The sequence below is a fragment of the Aquirufa rosea genome (assembly GCF_004118285.1).
Lineage (GTDB): Bacteria > Bacteroidota > Bacteroidia > Cytophagales > Spirosomataceae > Aquirufa > Aquirufa rosea.
The window spans coordinates 218061-239707 of sequence record NZ_SDHY01000005.1 but is presented as its reverse complement, the minus strand read 5'-3'; the positions used below and the strand labels follow the sequence as shown (position 1 = coordinate 239707).

At 29.9% G+C, this 21647-nt stretch carries 18 protein-coding genes; all 18 read left to right on the top strand.

Going from position 1 to position 21647, the window contains the following annotated elements; genetic code table 11:
- Positions 1–3 precede the first annotated feature (3 nt).
- Positions 4–972 carry a Gfo/Idh/MocA family protein gene (locus tag ESB04_RS09600; protein ID WP_129027517.1) on the top strand — a complete coding sequence of 323 codons (969 nt, stop codon included), beginning with the start codon at positions 4–6 and terminating at the stop codon, positions 970–972.
- A gap of 7 nt (positions 973–979) precedes the next feature.
- Positions 980–1756: a glucose-1-phosphate cytidylyltransferase gene (gene rfbF / locus ESB04_RS09595; protein WP_129027516.1), complete on the top strand. Its 777-nt coding sequence runs from the start codon at positions 980–982 to the stop codon at positions 1754–1756.
- Positions 1757–1758: 2 nt separating this feature from the next.
- Positions 1759–2841 carry a CDP-glucose 4,6-dehydratase gene (rfbG, locus tag ESB04_RS09590; protein WP_129027515.1) on the top strand — a complete coding sequence of 361 codons (1083 nt, stop codon included), beginning with the start codon at positions 1759–1761 and terminating at the stop codon, positions 2839–2841.
- On the top strand, positions 2838–3881 hold the full coding sequence (locus tag ESB04_RS09585) for an NAD-dependent epimerase/dehydratase family protein (protein WP_129027514.1): 1044 nt from the start codon (positions 2838–2840) through the stop codon (positions 3879–3881). The genes rfbG and ESB04_RS09585 overlap by 4 nt, the downstream gene beginning before the upstream one ends.
- A gap of 11 nt (positions 3882–3892) precedes the next feature.
- Complete coding sequence (locus ESB04_RS09580) at positions 3893–5728, top strand: thiamine pyrophosphate-binding protein (protein ID WP_129027513.1); 1836 nt, start codon at positions 3893–3895, stop codon at positions 5726–5728.
- A 9-nt stretch (positions 5729–5737) separates the two neighbouring features.
- Positions 5738–6610: an acetaldehyde dehydrogenase (acetylating) gene (locus ESB04_RS09575; RefSeq protein ID WP_129027512.1), complete on the top strand. Its 873-nt coding sequence runs from the start codon at positions 5738–5740 to the stop codon at positions 6608–6610.
- A gap of 32 nt (positions 6611–6642) precedes the next feature.
- Positions 6643–7656 (top strand): 4-hydroxy-2-oxovalerate aldolase, encoded by a 1014-nt coding sequence (gene dmpG, locus ESB04_RS09570; protein ID WP_129027511.1) that lies wholly within the window; start codon positions 6643–6645, stop codon positions 7654–7656.
- A complete protein-coding gene (locus ESB04_RS09565) occupies positions 7649–8716 on the top strand; it encodes an NAD-dependent epimerase/dehydratase family protein (RefSeq protein ID WP_129027510.1) in 1068 nt (355 codons plus the stop codon). Before dmpG ends, ESB04_RS09565 begins: the two co-directional genes overlap by 8 nt.
- Before the next feature lie 2 nt (positions 8717–8718).
- Complete coding sequence (gene rfbH / locus ESB04_RS09560; protein WP_129027509.1) at positions 8719–10035, top strand: lipopolysaccharide biosynthesis protein RfbH; 1317 nt, start codon at positions 8719–8721, stop codon at positions 10033–10035.
- 198 nt (positions 10036–10233) lie between these two features.
- On the top strand, positions 10234–11319 hold the full coding sequence (locus tag ESB04_RS09555; protein ID WP_129027508.1) for a glycosyltransferase: 1086 nt from the start codon (positions 10234–10236) through the stop codon (positions 11317–11319).
- A 2-nt stretch (positions 11320–11321) separates the two neighbouring features.
- A complete protein-coding gene (locus ESB04_RS09550) occupies positions 11322–12761 on the top strand; it encodes an oligosaccharide flippase family protein (RefSeq protein ID WP_129027507.1) in 1440 nt (479 codons plus the stop codon).
- A gap of 131 nt (positions 12762–12892) precedes the next feature.
- Complete coding sequence (asnB, locus tag ESB04_RS09545; RefSeq protein ID WP_129027506.1) at positions 12893–14791, top strand: asparagine synthase (glutamine-hydrolyzing); 1899 nt, start codon at positions 12893–12895, stop codon at positions 14789–14791.
- Positions 14764–15849 carry a non-hydrolyzing UDP-N-acetylglucosamine 2-epimerase gene (gene wecB / locus ESB04_RS09540; protein ID WP_235832216.1) on the top strand — a complete coding sequence of 362 codons (1086 nt, stop codon included), beginning with the start codon at positions 14764–14766 and terminating at the stop codon, positions 15847–15849. The genes asnB and wecB overlap by 28 nt, the downstream gene beginning before the upstream one ends.
- Before the next feature lie 12 nt (positions 15850–15861).
- The gene (locus tag ESB04_RS09535; RefSeq protein WP_129027504.1) at positions 15862–17031 is read left to right on the top strand and encodes a glycosyltransferase family protein; all 1170 of its coding nucleotides are present in this window, start codon (positions 15862–15864) and stop codon (positions 17029–17031) included.
- A gap of 112 nt (positions 17032–17143) precedes the next feature.
- Positions 17144–18229 carry a glycosyltransferase family protein gene (locus tag ESB04_RS09530; protein ID WP_129027503.1) on the top strand — a complete coding sequence of 362 codons (1086 nt, stop codon included), beginning with the start codon at positions 17144–17146 and terminating at the stop codon, positions 18227–18229.
- A gap of 22 nt (positions 18230–18251) precedes the next feature.
- Entirely contained in the window at positions 18252–19406 is a 1155-nt protein-coding gene (locus ESB04_RS09525) for a hypothetical protein (protein ID WP_129027502.1), read from the top strand.
- Entirely contained in the window at positions 19393–20613 is a 1221-nt protein-coding gene (locus ESB04_RS09520) for a glycosyltransferase family 4 protein (RefSeq protein ID WP_129027501.1), read from the top strand. The genes ESB04_RS09525 and ESB04_RS09520 overlap by 14 nt, the downstream gene beginning before the upstream one ends.
- The gene (locus tag ESB04_RS09515; protein ID WP_129027500.1) at positions 20603–21646 is read left to right on the top strand and encodes a polysaccharide biosynthesis protein; all 1044 of its coding nucleotides are present in this window, start codon (positions 20603–20605) and stop codon (positions 21644–21646) included. The genes ESB04_RS09520 and ESB04_RS09515 overlap by 11 nt, the downstream gene beginning before the upstream one ends.
- Position 21647: the final 1 nt, after the last annotated feature.

Genomic DNA, 21647 nt, shown 5'->3' with positions numbered 1-21647 from the left:
TTTATGAAAAGATTCGCATTGATTGGTGCAGCAGGGTTCATTGCGCCAAGACACATGAAGGCAATAAAGGATACTGGTAATACAATAACAGCAGCCTTAGATAAATTTGATAGCGTAGGAATTTTAGATAGTTACTTTCCAGAAGCAGACTTCTTTACAGAATTTGAAAGATTTGATAGACATGTTGAAAAATTAAAACAAAAAGATGCCCCTATTGATTTTTTAAGTGTATGCTCGCCGAATTATTTACATGATGCACATATTAGATTTGGCTTAAGAAATCATGCAGATGTTATTTGTGAGAAACCTCTAGTGTTAAATCCTTGGAACATTGATTCACTTGCTAATGCAGAAAAGGAATTTGGAAAAAAAGTTTATAATATTTTTCAATTAAGGCTACATCCGGCGATAATTGAACTCAGAGAAAAAATTTCTAAAGGTCCTACAGATAAAATTTATGATGTGGATCTTACATATATAACTTCCAGAGGGAATTGGTACTATACAAGTTGGAAGGGTGACGTTGATAAGTCGGGAGGAATTGCAACGAATATCGGAGTTCATTTTTATGATATGCTTTCTTGGATTTTTGGATCATTGAAAAAAAATATTGTTCATTTACATGAGCATGACAGAGCTGCAGGTTTTTTAGAATTTACAAATGCTAGAGTTAGATGGTATTTAAGTATCAATTATGATAATATCCCTGAGGATGTAAGAAACACAGGCAAGAGAACTTTTAGATCCTTATCTGTAGATGGAGAATCATTTGAATTTAGCGATGGATTTACAGAACTGCATACACAAAGCTATCAGCAAATTCTTGATGGTAATGGATTTCCATTAATGGAAGCAAAAACTGCGATAGAAATCGTTCATGATATAAGAACACAAACACCGATTGGTGCAAATGGGGATTATCATCCGTTCATTAAATTGCCATCATCTAAGCATCCTTTTAATCAAAATTAAGAAATCTATGAAAGTTGTAATACTTGCGGGTGGTTTAGGAACAAGATTGATGGAAGAAACGGAGGCAAGACCCAAGCCAATGGTCGAAATTGGTGGACGACCAATCCTATGGCATATCATGAAAATTTATGAAAAATTTGGCTTCAACGAATTTGTATTATGTCTTGGCTATAAAGCACATTTAATAAAAGAATATTTTATAAATTATTATTTATATAATTCAGATGTTACAATTGAACTTGAGAAAAACAAAATAGATGTTCATTTTTCAAACAGTGAATCATTTAAAGTAACACTTGTTGATACAGGAATTAATACTAATACAGCTGGTAGAATAAAAAGAATTCAAAAATATATTGAAAATGAAACTTTTATGTTAACCTACGGTGATGGATTAGCAGATATCAATATTAATTCATTGTTGGACTTTCATTTAAGTCATGGTAAAATTGCAACCTTAACTAGTATAAAGGCACCAGGTAGATTTGGTAATTTAGAAATAGCTGAATCTGGAATTGTAAATCATTTTGTTGAAAAACCAGATGGAGATGGAATGTGGATTAATGGCGGTTATTTTGTTCTTGAACCTAAAGTATTTGATTATTTAGAAGGGGATATGGATAATATTCAATGGGAAAAACTACCATTAATCAATATTGCCAATGACCAACAATTGGCTGCTTATAAACATCATGGGTTTTGGAAGCCAATGGATGCTTTGCGAGATAGGATTGAGCTGGAAGGTTTGTGGAATTCAGGAAACGCACCTTGGAAAATTTGGTAACTATGAAAGATCAATTAATTAATACATACTCTGGAAAAAAGGTTTTCATAACAGGTCATACTGGTTTCAAAGGAGCGTGGTTAGTGAAAATATTACATCTTTTAGGTGCAGAAGTTAAGGGGTATGCATTAGCCCCACAAACAGAATATGATCTTTATAATTTAATAAATGGCGACAAACTATGTGATTCAATTACAGCCGACTTGCGTGATAGAAATAAATTGTTGAGTGAGATAAGAGAATTTAAACCAGATTATGTGTTCCATTTGGCTGCACAACCATTAGTTAGAATGTCTTATTCAATTCCTTCCGAAACATTTGAAGTTAATGCAATTGGAACTGCAAATTTGCTAGATGGAATTAGGACTTTAGACAAAAATTGTAATGTTATTTTAATAACAACAGATAAGGTTTATCATAACAATGAGTGGGTCTATCCGTATAGAGAAACAGATAGACTTGGTGGTTATGATCCTTACAGTGCTAGTAAAGCATGTGCTGAGTTGGTTATAGACTCTTACAGAAACTCTTTTTTTAATTTAACAGATTTTAATAGTCATAAAAAATTAATTTCAGTAGGAAGAGCAGGAAATGTAATTGGTGGTGGAGATTGGTCAGAAAATAGATTATTGCCTGATATAGCAAAGTCCTTAATCAAGGGTAATAAAGTACTTGTTAGGAATCCGAAGTCAGTTAGACCCTGGCAACATGTACTAGAGCCTTTATTTGGATATTTATTGCTTGGATTAAAAATGTCAAATGAGTCAAACCAATTACATGGCGCTTATAATTTCGGGCCATATAATGAAGATGTCCTTTCTGTTGGTCAAATTGTAAAATTGGCTATTCAATACTGGGGTATAGGTGATTTTGAGAATGCAGAACAGCAAAATCAGTTACATGAAGCTGGAATATTAAAGTTGGATATAAGTAAAGCAGAATCTGAATTAGGCTGGAAGCCTCAATTGAGTGCTAAAAAAGCGGTTGAGATGACAATTGAATGGTACAAAGTCTTTAGTATTGATAAATCAAATATTAGTAAGTTTACCGAAGTGCAGATTTCCAATTATTTGAATTTATTATGAATCAAGTAATAAAACAGGATATTGATTTTATTCTCGACAATTTGAAAGGCGTTGATAAAATTAAAAACAAAACCTTTCTTATTACTGGCGCAAATGGGATGTTACCAGCCTATTTAGTTGAAACGCTTCTATCTATTAATAATCTTTATAGTGATGCAAATATTAAAGTAATAGCTTGGGTACGCAATTTAGAAAAAACGAAAGCTAGGTTTATTGGGTTACTTTCAAATCATTTTTTTTCAATATTAGAAAAGGATGTCTGCGAAACACATGATTTTGACTGCAAAATTGATTACATAATACATGCAGCTAGTCAAGCTAGCCCTAAGCACTATAATATTGATCCAGTTGGTACACTTTCTGCAAATATTTTAGGAACAATTAATTTATTAAATATTGCAAGAAAGCAAAACGTTGATTCTTTTTTGTTTTTTAGTTCAGGTGAAGTATATGGAGAAGTTGAAGAAGGACAGGTTCCCATTAAGGAGGATACATTTGGATATCTAAATCCAATAAATGTACGTTCCTGTTATGCTGAAAGCAAAAGAATGGGAGAAAACATATGTATTAGCTGGTATCATCAATACGGTGTTAAAGTTAAAATTGTTAGACCTTTTCATACCTACGGCCCAGGAATGGCATTGGACGACGGAAGAGTATTCGCTGATTTTGTTTCCAATATTTTACAAAAAAGAGATATTGTTTTAAAAAGCGATGGATCAGCTAGAAGAGCTTTTTGTTATGTGGCAGATGCTACATTAGGGTTCTTAACAACGCTTCTTCATGGTGAAATTGGTAATGTATATAATGTTGGGAATCCATATCAAGAATTAAGTATGCTTGAGTTGGCTAAAATATTGGTGGATATGAAACCAGAATTAAAATTGGAAGTTGTTTACTCTGAAAATCCTAATAAAAATTATTTAAAAAGTTCAATTAAAGTTAATTCTCCAAATATTGATAAAATAATGAACATCGGTTGGACACCTTCCATAAATGTTAAAGAGGGATTTACAAGAACAATAAAGAGTTTTGAATAAAAATGTAATTTATGAAAGAGCAAAAAGTTAGTGAATATATAGCTGAATTTCTAGAATCAAATGATATTAAACATGTTTTTGGAGTAATTGGTGCTGGTAATGCACACATTTTTGATGCAATAACACAAAGAGGGTTTACTGAAATTATTTGTGTTCACCATGAACAGGCAGCTTGTATGGCAATTCAGACATATTACAGAACTTGTGGAAAAATTTCTGCCGCTTTATTAACTACTGGTGCTGGATCTACAAATGGGATAACTGGTGTAGTAAGTGCTTGGGCTGATTCAATTCCAGGTATTATAATTTCTGGAAATGAAAACTTGAAGTACGTTGACTTGCATAAAGACCTTAGAATGTGGGGAGTGCAAGGTTATGATAGTACTAAAATGGTTGAAAAAGTTACAAAATTTGTTAAAAGAGTAAAAGAGCCTAATACTATCCTAAAAGATCTTCAACAAGCCCATGCCATTGCACTTCATGGAAGGCCTGGACCTGTTTGGGTAGATGTACCATTAAATATACAGTCTACAAAAGTAAATGTTGGTGATTTAGAGCAATTTGATTCATTAATGTTGGAACCATTAGATTTAACAGATTCATTAGAAGAATCTATTGATACTGTAGTTAATGCCCTGAAAAATGCAAAAAGACCTGTTCTTTGGTTAGGTCATGGAATTCGGTTAGCTGGGGGACAAGAACTTGTTAAGGACTTAGTTGAAAAATCTAATATTCCCTCATTAATTACTTGGGCTGGAATAGATATGATCAATTCTAACCATGATCTAGTTTATGGGAGGGCTGGTACGTATGGCCAAAGATGTGCTAATTTTGTTGTACAAAATTGCGATTTTCTATTATGCATAGGTACAAGAATGGCTATTTCTCAAATTGGTTATGAGATAAATGAATTAGCAAGAGATGCAGAAATAGTAATAGTTGATATAGACAAAAATGAATTGGCAAAATATTCTGATAGATATAAATTGAGTATTCATGCTGATGCAAAAGAGTTTATTAGTTTATTAATTGGAAGATTGGAAAATGAAATATGGAATGGAGAAAAATATAATGAATGGATTCAAAAATGCAATTCTTATAGAAAAACATACCCTTGGTACTCTACTTCCGACCATCCAGACACTAATGGCTTTCTAAATTCATATAGATTCATTAATCTTTTAAATGACCATTTAAAAGATGATCAAGTTATTGTGACAGATATGGGAACAGCCCTTTTGTCTGGACATCAAACCTTGAAAATAAAAGATGGACAAAGATTAATGACTTCTACTGGGCTAGGAGAAATGGGATATGGTTTACCCGGAGCAATAGGAGCTTCATTTGCCAAAAACAAGGGAGAAGTAATGTGTTTGAACTGTGATGGAGGGATGATGATGAATTTACAAGAATTACAAACTGTTGTACATCATAAACTGCCGATAAAATTATTTATTTTTAATAACGATGGTTATTTGATGATTAAACATACGCAAAATGCACTTTTTTCTGGAAGGAGGTCAGGTGTTGATATTAATTCAGGTGTTTCTTGTCCAAATTTTACTTCAATAGCAAGAGCATTTGATATTCCCTCATTTCAAATTAAAACTATTGAAGATTTTGAAAGTGTAATACCCCAAGTGCAAGCTGCAACTGGTCCCGTAATTTGTGAAGTGTTTATGGATCCTCAGCAGCCCTTCTTCCCAAAACTATCATTCGTAATTAAAAAAGATGGCACATTAATTTCACCACCTTTGGAAGATTTGTCTCCTTTCTTATCACGGGAAGAGCTACAATTAAATATGATAAATGGATTACATGATAAATCAAAAAATATATACGATTAATTATTGTATATGAAAAAATTAAGAGTTGCTATTTTGGGAAGTGGAAATATTGGAACTGATTTAATGATAAAGATTCAGCGTTCTGAATTTCTAGATTGTGTTTTGTTTATTGGAAGGAATCTGTCTTCACCAGGAATGGCAAAGGCCATAAATATGGGTATAAATGTCTCTGATGAAAGTATCAGGGCTATTGAGAAAAATCCGAATTGTTGTGATTTAGTTTTTGATTGTACTTCTGCAAAAAATGCAATTCATCATTGGGAAATATTAGAAAAATTAGGAAAAATTGTCGTTGATTTAACCCCAGCAAAATTAGGTGGATTATGTATCCCTGCCGTTAATCTAGAAGAGTCAGTAAAACAGAAGAATGTCAATATGGTTACTTGTGGTGGGCAAGCATCTATACCTATTGCATTTGCAATAGGTAAAACCCATAAAAATATTGAATATATTGAAGTAGTTTCAAGTATAGCTTCGAAAAGTGCTGGGCCTGCTACAAGGCTGAATTTGGATGAGTATATTGATACAACAGAATACGGAGTAAAAATATTTTCTAAAGCCAAAACAACAAAAGCTATTTTAAACTTGAATCCTGCAACTCCGTGCATTGATATGCAAACAACCATTTTTGCAAAAGTTGATAAAGCTAATTTGGAAGAGCTGAAAATGGAGATTGATTTAATCGTAGAAAAAATTAAGAGTTATGTGCCAGGTTATCAATTGTTAGTACCTCCGATTTACGAAAACGGTAGAATTGTTGTGATGGTTAAAGCAATTGGTCTTGGAGATTATTTGCCAAAGTATGCAGGAAATTTAGATATTATTAATTGTGCAGCAATTACAGTTGCAGAAGAATACGCAAAAAACAGAAACCATGGCTAATATCATTAATAAATTTAACATGTAATATTATTATGATAGATATTTTAATTAGTGATCCAACTTTGAGGGACGGAAATCATGCTGTTTCTCATCAGTTGAGTGCCAAACAGGTTGCAATATATTGTGAAGCAGCTAATAAAGCAAAAGTTCCAATTGTTGAAGTTGGACATGGTAATGGCTTAGGGGCTTCATCCCTACAGGTTGGTATAGCTTTGGAGTCTGACAAAGTGTTACTTGAAACGGCTAGAAAAAATCTTAGTAATTCGAAACTTGGAATACATGTTATTCCTGGATTTGCTACAATTAAAAGAGACTTACAGTTAGCAATTGACATTGGTGTTGATGTAATTAGAGTTGCATCACATTGTTCAGAAGCAGACATTACTCAAAGGCATATTAGTTATGCAAGGGAAAAAGGTAAGGAAGTATATGGCGTTCTTATGATGAGTCATATGGTAAGTGCTACGTTATTAGTTGAAGAAGCAAAAAAAATGGAATTATATGGTGCAGAAGGAATTATAATTATGGATTCTGCAGGTGCGTATTTGCCTAATTCTGTAACTGAAAAAATTTCTGCATTAACAAGTTCATTAAATATTCCTGTTGGATTTCACGCACATAATAATTTGGGGTTAGCAATTGCAAATTCTATTACTGCATTGGAAGCTGGCGCTACTATTTTAGATGGCACTGCAAGAGGATTTGGTGCTGGTGCAGGTAATGCTCAGTTAGAGGTACTTGTTGCAGTTTTGAACAAACTTGGATACAATACAAACATTGACTTTTATAAAATTTTAGATGCTTCTGAAATTGCTGAATTAGAGATAATGCAAAATATACCTGTGATAAAATCTGAAAGTATTGTTAGTGGGTTGGCAGGGGTTTTCTCTGGGTTTTCTAAGCAAGTGAAACGACTTGCAAAAGAGTTTAATGTTGATCAAAGGGATATTTACTTTGCTTTAGGGGAGAAAAAAGTAGTTGCTGGACAAGAAGATATTATTATTGAAGTGGTTATGGAAATTTTAAAAAAAGATAAACATGAATAGTCTATCTAATAGCACTTTTATTCAACAAGATTGTGAAAGGTCGTGTACAGATGTTGAGTTATTGCGCCCTCTAAGTAATAAGAATATTCTTATCACTGGGGGAACTGGTTTTATTGGGAAGTGGATTTCCGAAATGATAATTTATTTGAATAAGCAATTTGGTTTTAACACTAAAATTTATCTGCTTGCAAGAGACATCGAAACTTTCAAATCAGAATATCCTACTATTTCAAAAAATGTCAATATTTTTTTTATTGAACAGGATGTAAAGTATATAAGTGAATTACCCTCAGATATTAATTATGTAGTAAATGCTGCTTGCAGCCCTGATAGCCGAGAGCATGTATCCCAACCGCTAAAAACAATAGATACCATTTTGAAGGGAACATCAGCAGTCCTTGAGACGTCATATAGATTACCAGATCTAGAGAACATCCTACATGTAAGTTCAAATTACATTTATGGTAATGTAACAAAATTAAATCAAAAAAATATTTTCGAAAGTGATCTAGGTGTAATGGAATGTAATTCTATACATTCTGCTTATGGTGAAGCAAAAAGAATGGCAGAAACGCTTTGCTCTATCTATAGAAATCAGCATAGGTTGCCTATAACTATAGTAAGGCCATTTGCTTTTATTGGACCATACCAAAAACTTGATAAACCATGGGCCGTAAATAGCTTTATTAGAGAAGCCTTAATTGGAGGTAATATCCGGATTTTAGGTAATGAAAATAATGTAAGAAGTTATATGTATGGTAGTGATATGGCCTATTGGATGCTTAGAATTCTTTCCGTGGAATATACGGGAGAAATATATAATGTAGGAAGCGATGAAGCAATTTCAATTCTAGAACTTTCAAAATTGATTACAAAATTATTCAATAGGAATATAGAAGTTACGTCTAGATATACTAAGGATAATCATAATAAAATTCATTCCTTAGTCCCAGATATTTCGAAAGCTAAAAGCCTTGACCTTACAAATACATTTAGTTTAAATGAGTCTTTAGCAAGAACAATTAAATGGAATCAATTATTTAATAATGTTTATAGTTAATTATGGAATATAAAAATATTAATGAGACGATTAGATTAGAAATTCAAAAAATTATTAGTGATCGATTAAATAGAAAATTTCACCCTGGTTATGATTATATTCCAGTAACTGGAAAAGTACTTGATCAGGATGATATCTTCTATGGAGTTGAATCGGTTTTAGATGCTTGGTTGACTGCAGGTAGATTTTCTGATGAATTTGAACGCGAACTTGCAAGATATTTTGGAAGTCGGTTTTCACTTTTAGTTAATTCTGGATCTTCGGCAAATCTTTTAGCATTTTATGCATTAACTTCTCCTAAATTAGGCGAAAGAGCTATTTTGCCAGGAGACGAAATTATTACAGTCGCTGCAGGATTTCCTACAACTATAAACCCTATGATCCAATTTGGGTGTATACCAGTATTATTGGATATTGATATACCAACTTACAATATCAAGGTAGAAGATATTGAATCTGCCATAACTCCAAAGACTAAGGCAATTATGATTGCTCATACTTTGGGGAATCCTTTTAATTTAGAAGTGGTAATGGGAATCGCTAAAAAACACAAATTGTGGGTTATTGAAGATGATTGTGATTCATTAGGAGCTACTTACAATAATAAGAAAACAGGAACATTTGGTGATTTAGCAACCTTATCATTTTATCCTGCTCATCATATTACAATGGGGGAGGGAGGAGCAGTATTAATTAATAATGCATCATTAAAGAAAATAACTGAAAGTTTTAGAGATTGGGGAAGAGACTGTTGGTGTGCTCCGGGAAAAGATAATACCTGTGGAGAACGATACTGCCAAAAATTAGGCAATTTGCCTGATGGTTATGATCATAAATATACTTATTCTCATATTGGATTTAATCTGAAGGCAACGGATATGCAAGCTTCAATCGGATTAAGCCAATTAAGCAAAGCAGATTCATTTATAGAAACAAGACGTTTAAATCACAAGTTGCTTTATAATAAATTCAAAGATTTAGAAGATTATTTTATACTTCCAGAAGCAACCGAAAATTCAAATCCAAGTTGGTTTGGATTTTTGTTAACTATTAGAGATGGTAAATTGATTGATAGGAATAAATTAGTGGAATATTTAGAAGTTAATAAGATTGGGACAAGATTGCTATTCGGTGGAAATTTAACTAAGCAACCTGCTTATTTAAAAACTAAATACAGAGTTCATAAAGATTTAATTAATACGGATAAAGTAATGAATAATTCATTTTGGTTAGGTGTATGGCCGGGATTGAATGAAGAACATTTCAACTACATATTTGATAAAATTGTTGAATTTATATCTCTAACTAGGGCAAAGTAATTTACAAGAAATTATTTTTTAAATATAACTGTTAATTAAAGTTAACAACATCTATAATTCAGATATTTGTTTTTATAACACCTAATCTAATCAACAATCATTTCATAAAAATTTTGAGTTAATCGTATATCAAGATATACTTAATTTTTTCATTGAATATTTTGTACTATACATTAACAAAACTCTATTGTTTAAGAAATGAATGACAATTGTATATTAACTATCGGAGTCCCAACATACAATCGGGCATTTTATTTAGAGAGTTTTTTCAAATTATTGTTTGATGTCTTGAAATTTACAGTGAAGGTTAAAGTACTAATTTCTGATAATAATTCTCCAGACAATACCGAAGAAATTTGTAAAAAATGGGTTCCAATATTTCAAAATAATAATATTCAAATTGAGTATATTAAAAGAGAAGAACACGTAAGTGGTGTAGAAAATATTTTATCCTTATTTAAAAAAGTCGATACACCATATTTTATGTTTTTGGGGGATGATGATGCTTTAAATAAAGACGGTTTTCTTTCAGTTATAGAGGCATTAGATCATAGCCCAAGTGCAGTAATTCAAAATATTTTTAGTGGAAAAATTATATCAGACAAATTTGGTTTTGTAAATTCGAAAGACTCATTTAAATTGTTTTACGAATATGGTAATGCATTTGTTAGTATTATTGCAACAGATTGTTTATCGGATATCTTTTCAAATAAAACGATGTCAAATGAGCTTTCAAACATGATTTGGCCACAAACAGTAATTGGCTATTTAACTATTTTAGAATTAGAATCAACTAAAAGGCCATATATAATAAACCAAACTATTGGAGATACCTTTGTTGCAGAAGGAACTAAATTAACAAATTCGGAGTATTGGGTAAAATCTTTACAAGACTTACTAGTTGCAGCCTTGTTGATTAAAAAATATTCAAATAAAGACTATGCAATTAAAAATTTCATCTCACTAAAAAACCATGGCTTTATCTCTCACATTAAAGCAATCATAAGTTATTCAATACTTCAAAATATTGAACCGCCTATAACTGCTTTGTTAGAATTGTTAAAAAAGAACTTTGGATTTAGAGGGATTTTATTAAAACTATTTCTTCAAATATTTTTATTTCGAAAAACTACACTTTTTTTTTCTGCTAAAACATTACTGATGATTAAGTTGAGAATGAATTGGAAATCAACAGAGAAATATATCCATAATAAACAAATTGAATATCTAAATAAAATCAATAATGTTAATTATACAAAGTATAGATACCAAAATTGGTTTTAACAATGGTTAAAAATTTCTTTAAAGATTCATTTTATTATACTATACCCTCCTTTTTATCAAAGGGGTTATCAATTTTTTTAATCCCATTATATACTAAAGTACTTAATCCATCTGATTATGGTATTTTAGACATTTTCTTAGCATACCTGGCTTTTATTAATATGACTATTACAGTTGATATAATTTCCGGATTAGCTAGATTTTACATCCAAGAAAAAGATAAAAATATTAAAACAGTATACGCAAGTACATCATTATACTTTACTGCTTTTTGCTATTCAATTTTCATCATTTTAAATTTCATATTCTTTAAAGAAGTTGCCAATTTTGTTATCGGGCCTAAAGTTCAAAGATATTTTTTTGAAATAGGATTAGTATATTTATGGATTAATGGACTTAACTATCTTTATACAAATCAATTGAGATTTGATTCAAGAAGTAAAGATCACGCTAAGGTGAACATATTAAATACCTTAGTAACTGTATTTTCTTCCTTTATACTTATAGTTATTTTTAAATATAAATTACTAGGAATTATTCTTGGGTATTTAATTGGAAGTATTTTCACTTTTGTTTATGTTATTCACTTAAATAAAAATATTTTTAAGTTAGTATTTAGTTTTACTTATCTAAAGCAAATGCTGACCTTTTCTTTCCCCTTACTATTTTCAGGAATATCTGTTTGGATTAATCTATACATTGATAGAATAATGCTTAACCATTTTGTTTCATTAGATCAAGTAGGGATTTTTGGTTTAGGGTCTAGAATTTCTAGTATAGCAGGTATCTTTCTAATAGGTGTACAAGCATCACTTGGCCCAATAATTTACGAAAAATTTGAGGATGATGAAACACCAAAAAAAATAGCACAAATTTTCAGATATTTTATATTTTTATCACTCATCGCCTATTTGATCGTTTGTTTGTTATCTAATGAATTATTAGAATTTTTCACTACCAAGGCATATTTAAATGCTAATACAGTAATTTATTTTCTAATTCCTGCATCAATTTTATCACAATGTTATAGTGTTTTTGCCCCTGGTCCTTGGATTTATAAAAAATCTAAATTTGTGATGTGGACTAATATAATTGGTTCTATTTTCAATATATTAATGAATCTTTTATTGATTCCAAATTTTGGTATTGTCGGTGCTGCCATATCAACATTAACGATTCATTTGTTTATTTTTATTGCAAATTTGATTATAAGTCAGAGGTTATACAAAATTCCTTATCAGTGGAAACAAATAATTTCATCACTAATATTTGCCATTATAGCAATTGTAATAATCAATAATTTAAACTTCATTAAGGAATATAAATTAATCTTCAGTATCTTTTCTATTTTACTTTTCTTTGCTTTTTCGTTATATGTTAATTTGATTAATTATTCAGAATTGAAATTATTAAAACGTTATATCCTTAAAAGAAAGATATAAAATGTTTCTACGAAAGATTTACTTTATGGGATAAATTACAAAAAATTAATACAATTTTTCTATTTAACCTGTTATGATTTTTTATTATAATTAAAATCATAATAAAATTAAACAATGTTAAAAAATAATTTATGTGCGGTATAGTGGGGTTTTACGAAAGGTCTTTTGAAGAAAATTCTTTTGAGAAAATGAATTTAGCTTTAAATAAAATGAGACATCGCGGACCTGATGATAGTGGGATAGAAAAATTTAAAATAGATGATGGAATATTAATGTTAGGTCAAACTCGTTTATCAATAATTGACTTAACATCAGGAGGACATCAGCCCATGAGCAGTATAGATGGTAGATATTCTATTATTTTCAATGGTGAAATTTATAACTATCGTGAGCTTAGAGATGATTTGAAAATTTTAGGTTATGGTTTTAGAACAGATTCAGATACCGAAGTATTATTAATTGCATGGATACACTGGGGAAAAAGCAGTCTTCGCAAACTAATTGGGATGTTCGCATTTTGTATCTTTGATAACTATGATAATACTTTAACTCTTGTTCGCGATGCCTTTGGTATAAAACCTTTCTTTTATAATATTGAAAATGGAAATATACGCTTTGCTTCTGAACTGCCAGCCATATTAGAATTATTTCAAAATAAGCCAAAGATTAATATTCAAAGGTCATTAGATTATTTAATTTATGGGAGTTATGACAATAATATTAATACATTTTATGAGAATATTTTGCATTTGTTGCCAGGACATTTTTTAAAAATAAACTTAGATAATTACGAAAATATAAAACAAGAAAAATGGTGGCAGCCTTCTATTAAAGAAAATTCAGATATTAGTTTTAATGAGGCAGCTTCACAACTTCGCGAATTATTTTTAAAAAATATACAACTTCATTTGCGAAGTGATGTTCCAATTGGAGCAGCCCTTTCAGGAGGATTAGATTCATCTGCAGTAGTTTGTGCCATGCGTTATCTTTATCCTAATATGCCAATCCATACTTTTAGTTATGTTGCCAAAGGGTCAACTGTTGATGAAGAAAAATGGGCTGATATCATAAACAATCACGTTAATGCAATCCCACATAAAATAAATGTTAGCTATGACGAGCTTGTGAAAGATATTGATAAAATGATTAATATTCAAGGTGAACCATTTGGAGGTACTAGTATATATGCGCAATATAGAGTTTATAAAGAAGCTCGAAAGCAAGGTGTAGTTGTAACTTTAGATGGTCAAGGTGCTGATGAATTACTTGCAGGATATAGTGGATATCCAGAAGGATATATATTGAGCTTAAAGGAAAGAGGGCATTATTTGAGAGGGCTTAATTTTTTATATAATTGGGCCAAGTGGCCAGGTCGTCATCTAGGGCATTCTGCAAGAATATTTATAACTGTAATGTTACCAATTTCAGTAAGCAAGTACATTAGAGTACTATTAAATACTAATATTGATAACCCAATCTGGTTAAACAAGCAATATTTATTAAAAAACAAATTAAAGGCTGAACCTTCAATTTTTAACAATTCTTCCGTTGACGGAAGGAAAAGGAGGCTCGTTGAACAATTAAGAAGTGCACTACTTGGATGTGGACTGTCTCAATTGTTACGTCATGGTGATAGAAATTCTATGATGTGGTCGGTAGAAAGTAGAGTGCCATTTCTGACCATAGAAATGGCAGAATTTTTACTGAGTTTGCCTGAGCATTATTTACTGTCTCCGCAAGGTGAAACCAAATATGTTTTTAGAAAGGCGATGAGAGGAATTGTTCCCGACGAAATTTTAGATCGAAAAGATAAAATTGGTTTCCAAACACCAGAAAACGCTTGGCTTAAACAATTAAAAAAAGAAATAAATGAATGGGTTGATATAAATCCTAAAGATGTTCCATTTCTTAATTTAGAAAAAATAATAATTGAACTAAATGAAATAATAGATGGGAAAAAGAAATTTAGTTCTCAAGCTTGGCGCCTAATAAATTATTGCAGGTGGATACAGAATCAATCAAATATTTAAATATAAAAATGAAAATTGTTACAATAGTAGGAGCACGACCTCAATTTGTTAAGGCAGCAGTAGTTTCTAAAGCATTTTCTAAAAATAGAAAAGATATTACTGAGATTATTGTTCATACAGGACAACATTTTGATGCAAATATGAGCAATGTCTTTTTTGATGAATTAGAAATACCCAATCCAAATTATAATTTAAATATATCTAGTGGAACTCATGGCCAAAATACTGGTAGAATGATAGAAGGTATTGAAAAAGTGTTACTTGAAGAAGAACCAAATTGGGTAATTGTTTATGGCGATACTGATTCAACTTTAGCTGGTACAATTGCAGCTGCTAAATTGCATATTCCTGTAGCGCATATTGAGGCAGGACTTAGGTCATTTAATAAATTTATGCCGGAGGAAATCAATCGTGTATTAACTGATCATGCCTCAACAATGCTATTTACACCAACTCAAACTGCTAATCAAAATTTAAACAATGAAGGAATTGGTTCAGATAAAATAAGGCTAGTAGGTGATGTAATGTATGATGCAACTATTTATTATGGTTTAAAAGCAAAGAAAATACCTTACCTAAATATTAGTTCTAATTTTATATTATCAACAATTCATCGTGCTGAAAACACTAATAATCTCGAAAAGCTGAAATCTATTATTCATGCGCTAACACATATTGCTGAAAATTCCTCATCAGTCGTGTTGCCACTTCACCCAAGAACGAAAGCTATTATCAAAAAAGAAAATATCGATATAAGTAAATTAAACGTAATTGATCCAGTTGGTTATTTAGAAATGTTGTGGCTGTTGAAAAATTGCTCAACTGTTATTACTGACAGCGGCGGTTTACAAAAAGAGGCATATTTTTTCCAAAAGCCTTGTTTAACTACTAGGTCTGAAACAGAATGGGTTGAGTTATTAGATGAAGGAGTTAACCATCTAGTGGGTACAGATACAAATGTTATTGTAAACGCTTATAATAACATTACGTTTCCTTCAAATCCAAAGTTATTATATGGTGTTGGAAACGCAGCCGAACAGATTGTAAAATATTTTTAACCGTAACTAATTTTGAAAAAAGCACTTGTCGCCTCTTTACCAGATCCATCGGGTAACCCCAGACCTAATAGAGCGATTAAACTACTTTACAATATGGGTTTTGAAGTACATACTTTATCCCCTAGATTAAAATATAAGATGAAAGAGGTTACTCTAACATTTGAAATTAATCCCTCTGAAATTTCAAATAGTTTTAAAATTTTCAGACGATTATTATTGTTAATTAATAGCCTTGCTGGAATATTTAAATTAGGTATATCATTTTTCCATAAAACATATTCACTTATTTGGAAAATCAAAGATCAAGAAGAAAGACTTAAAAATGAATACTACAATTTAATAATTGTAGAAGATTTAACACTATTGCCTTTTTTCGTAAAAAACTATACAAATAAATCAAAAATTATTTTAGACGCAAGAGAATATTATCCGAAAGAAATGGAAGGCTCGTTTTATTTCAGACATATCGTTGCACCAGAAAAAAGACATCTTTGTAAATTATTATTAAAAAAAATAGATGGATTTTATACAGTTTCAAATGGTTTAGCTGAGTTATTTGAGAGAGAATTTTCAATAAGACCAGAAGTTATAAGAAGTACTCCCTATTACAATAAGGTAAAGTATAAACCAATCAAAGACTTTCCTGTTAAACTAGTTCATCATGGTGTTGCTAACAGAGATAGATTATTAGAAAATATGATTTTTGTACTAGCAGGTTTGGAAGGAAGATATACTTTAGATTTTTATTTGACTGGTGACGAAAATTACATTAGAGAATTAAAAGTGCTTGGACATAAATCCAAAAATGTCAATTTTCATGATCCTGTTCCATTTTCTGAAATAAATGAAATGCTTTGTTCATACGATATTGGATTCTACTTCTTAGTACCAGCAGGATTTAACACCAAATTTAACTTACCGAATAAATTTTTTGAATTTATCCAAGCTGGTTTAGGTGTTGTAATTGGGCCTTCTCCTGAAATGTCTCTCATTGCACAAGAGTTTGGTGTTGGGATAATTTCGGACGATTTTACTGTTCAATCAATGATTAAAACATTGAAATCTAAATCTTTGAAAGATTTAAATTTAATCAAAAATAACTCAATAGAAGTTGCCTTACAGCTTTCATGGGAAACAGAATCAAAAAAATTAGAATCTATAATAAAAAATCTAATGGTTTAATATAAATTTCAAGTTTAAAATTTAAAATATTATCAAAGTTTTAGTTATTGGGCATTCTGATTTTAATAGTACTTATGGCGCTGCAACAAGTATTAGAAATCATTTCATTTCAATGGAAAATGAAAAAGGGATTCAGTTTTTTCATCTCTATCGAAAAGACTTGATTAATTTTTTTAAAAAAGGAGTCAAAAAAAAAATTATTAATGTAAATAAGATAGAGGCCACTTGGTTGCCTATTTCAAATTCTTGTTTTGAGCACATAAGTCCAGGATTCATTAAAAATTTATTTTCTGTATATCTGCCCAATTTATTATTTATTATTTTTAAAAAACCGGTAATCAAAAAAATTGAATCTGCCAAACCAGATATAATTCACTTAAATAGTGTGGTGCTTTTGCCTTTAGTTCAGTATATATTGGAAAGTGAATCACTAAAAACGTGTAAAATAATATTACATGTCAGAGAATTAGTAAATTTGGAAAATATTTTCATTTTCAAATCTAGTTTAAATCATATTTCAAGATTTGTATGTATAGACTATGCAGTAGCGTCAAGAATTATGAATTCTGGCTTAGAAATAGATCAAAATAAATTATTTATTCAACAAAACCCTTTCGAGGCACAAACAAAGTTAAGACCTGATTTAAATAAATATTTTAATTCAGAAAAAATCATATTTTCAATAGCTGGTGTAATTGGTAAAGATAAAGGAGTTGAATTTGTTTGTGAATCTTTTTTTAAATCCAAAATTGAAAATGTTGAACTTTTAATAATTGGAAAGATTAATAATTATGCAACTATAATTCAGGAAAAATATAAAAATAATAATAATATAATATGGACTGATGAAATTGATAGTTTATTTGATAGTGGTGCGTTTTCATATATAAATTGTCTAATTAGAGGTGAAAATCAATTTTGTACTGGAAGAACTGTATATGAATCATTATTTTCAGGAGGGATGGTTTTATTGCCAGGATATGAAAAAGATTTACAAAATGATTATTTCTTAAAAAAATTTTCCAATCAGGTATTTTTTTATAATCCAAGGAATTTTGAGTCGTTTAATTTTGAATTAAAAAAAATAGTTAAATTAATAAAAAAAAATGGAGTATTTAATAAAAGAATTGCAAAATCAAATTATGATGAATACGCTCAGTTCTTCATAAATTTTTATAAAGAACTTCAATTTTTGTAATATTTTTATAGTGTTAAATAAAATGAGTTCATTTATTAATATTACGCCTTTAAAAAAATTAAATACATTTTGTGTTGCTTCCGTAATTTATATAAGTGCATCTCCACTTTTTGAAAACGTAGAGAAGATAATTTTTACTACAATTTTTTTACTACCATTTCTCTTATTTAAAAAAATTAAATTTGCGCAGTTCAATTTTTTAATCTTAATTTTATTTTTATTATTATTATTTTTTTACGGCTTTTTGCTTGATACTATTTATTCCAAAGAAATAGATATAATAAGTTTTGGATTTTTTATTTCAATTTTACTATCTTATTTTTTGTCTTGTTTAGTAACAAAAGAGCATTATTTCTATGCGAATGAAATATTGGTTCACTGGTCACTTATGTTTGGAATACCAATTTTTGTTTTAATAAGTTTTTATCCGGCGATTTTAAATTATGCTCTTACCTATGATTATGGTGGCTATTATCATAAAACATTTATAGTAACAAACATTCACTATACAGAAGACGATCAACTTTCAGAAAGATTTGTTGGTTTTGGTCGTGAACCTGGAATCACTCAACTTTTTTATATTATTGCTTTTTGGTCCAGACTAAGAAGATCTGGTAGAATTACTTTTCCTATAGTTTTGATTTTTGTTGCTATTTTAATTGGTAGGTCAACTGCCGGTTTTTTTATTTTGATAATAGTAATTTTAACAACGATGCCAATTAAAAATAATTTAAAATTTTTGATTTTTATTTCTCCAATATTTCTATATTTTTTGTTCCAACAGTTTAATTATCATCTGGAAAATAAATTAGTTGGTTCGGAAAGTTTTATATATAGATATGAAAGGTATTACAATTTCTTTAGTAATGATATCAAAATAATTTTATTTGGTTTTGGTAATACATATTATAAAAATTATTTGAGTGCTGCTGACTTAGGGGGATGGGATACATTTCTGCAGTTAAGCCAACGTTATGGTATAATTTCTTTTATTTTATTGTCTTATATTTTGTACGTTAACAATAAAAAATACCTAACTGTTTTTTTGATAATTTTTATTACTTTTTTTAGTCAACTTATTTGGTTTTATCCTGCAATTGCATTCTTTTTTTTTCGAGATAATCTAGGGTCTGCTTTAAGAGGCACCCAAGTTAAATTGGCACATGAAAATTTATAATAAAGACTCTATTTTGTATTTAGGATTTGCCTTACCATTGAGTCTACAATTAGAAATTGAAAAATTAGATGAATATCCCCATTTTGCAACAAATAAATTTTCTAATTCAATTATTAAATCTTTAAAGAATTCTTTTAACAATGTAAGTGTTATCTCAACGGCAGAAATTAGAAATTATCCCAGTGTAAAAAAATTATTTTTTAAAAGTAAATCAATTAATGATGTTTATTATAGTGGTCATTTTATCGGGTTTATAAATTTAATTTTATTAAAACACTTAACACGTTTTATTAATTTATTTCCTATTGGAATTAAGGTAATTGATAAGAATAAAATAAATTATATTCTTGTTCATGGTACTCATACACCATTCATGTTATATGCGATTTTATTAAAGCTCATATCAAAAGTTGAAATTTCTTTAATCTTAACTGACCAACATGGTTTAGAAGTATCAAGTGATGGTTTTTTAGGAAAATTTTTTAGAAATATTGATAAATGGTTGATGAAATTTATGATAAATAAATTTGATTCTTATATCTGTTTATCAGAGGCTTTTGTATTGAAATTTAAATTAAAAAACGCTTTAATTTTACCTGGAATTGTAAATAGTGAAATAGGATTTTTTGAAAAATTAATACATAAAAAAGAAAATAATTATTTTAAGATTGTATTTGCTGGAGGCTTAAACAAAAATAATGGGGTTGATATTTTATTGAAAGCAATCTCTGCTATAAATTTAGATAATCTTAGGTTTCATATTTTGGGTAAAGGGGAATTAATAAATGATGTTATTTTGGCTTCCAAAAATGATAATAGAATAATTTATGAAGGCGTAAAACATTCAAATAATTTATTGGAAACTCTTATTTCTTCAGATTTACTTATCAATCCAAGACCAATTAAATTAGATTCTTCTAGGTATTCTTTCCCATCAAAGCTACTCGAATATATGAGCACAGGAGTACCAATACTTACAACCAAATTAGAATCTATACCGCCTTATTTTTACGACTGTCTATATTTTACAAGAGATGATAGCGCTGCAGCACTATCAACGGGAATAATTAACTTTTACAATCTGCCTGAGTATAAGAGAAAAATTATGGGTGAAAATGCCAAAGAAAAAGCAATTAAACATTATGGAGAGGGTGCTGTTGGATCAAAAATACATTCATTACTAACCAGAAAATCAAATGAAGTTTAAAAACGCAAAATTATTAATTACTGGTGGAACAGGTTCATTTGGAAACGCAGTTTTAAACCGTTTCATAAACACTGATTATTTTTCAGAGATAAGAATTTTTAGTAGAGATGAAAAAAAACAAGAGGATTTGCGTAAAAGGGTAAATAATACTAAAGTTAAATTTTATATTGGGGATATTCGAGATAAAGAAAGTCTAGTGCCTGCAATTAAAGACATTGATTATATTTTTCATGCTGCGGCATTAAAGCAAGTTCCTTCTTGTGAATTTTTTCCAATGGAAGCAGTAAAGACCAATATAATTGGAACAGACAATGTTTTAACTGTTGCTCATGATTATGAAGTGAAAAAAGTAGTAGTTTTAAGTACAGATAAAGCTGCTTATCCAATTAATGCGATGGGTATGTCAAAAGCATTAATGGAAAAAGTAATGGTCGCTAAATCAAGAATCTTGGATAGTAAACGGACTATATTTTGTGGGACAAGATATGGCAATGTAATGGCATCTCGTGGTTCGGTGATCCCATTATTTATTGATCAAATTAAGGGTAATAAGGCTTTGACACTGACTGATCCAAACATGACACGTTTTATGATGACATTAGAAGATGCTGTTAATTTGGTACTTTATGCTTTTGAGTTTGCTAATCAGGGGGATTTATTTGTTCAAAAAGCACCATCAGCAACTGTTGGTACTTTGGCTCAAGCTTTAATACAATTATATAAATCATCAAGTGTAATTAAAGTTATCGGCACTAGGCATGGTGAAAAGCTATACGAAACATTAGTAAACAAAGAAGACATGATCAAAGCTGAAGATCTTGGTGAGTATTTTAGAATTCCAGCTGATAACAGAGATTTAAACTATGAGCAATATTTTTCAGAGGGGATGCCTGATATTGCAAATTTTAATGAGTATCACTCTCACAATACAACAATTTTAGATATAGAAGGAATGAAACAGTTGTTATTGAAACTACCAATAATTCGAAAGGATATTTTGGGAGAATTTGATTCAATTAATTATTCGTATTAAT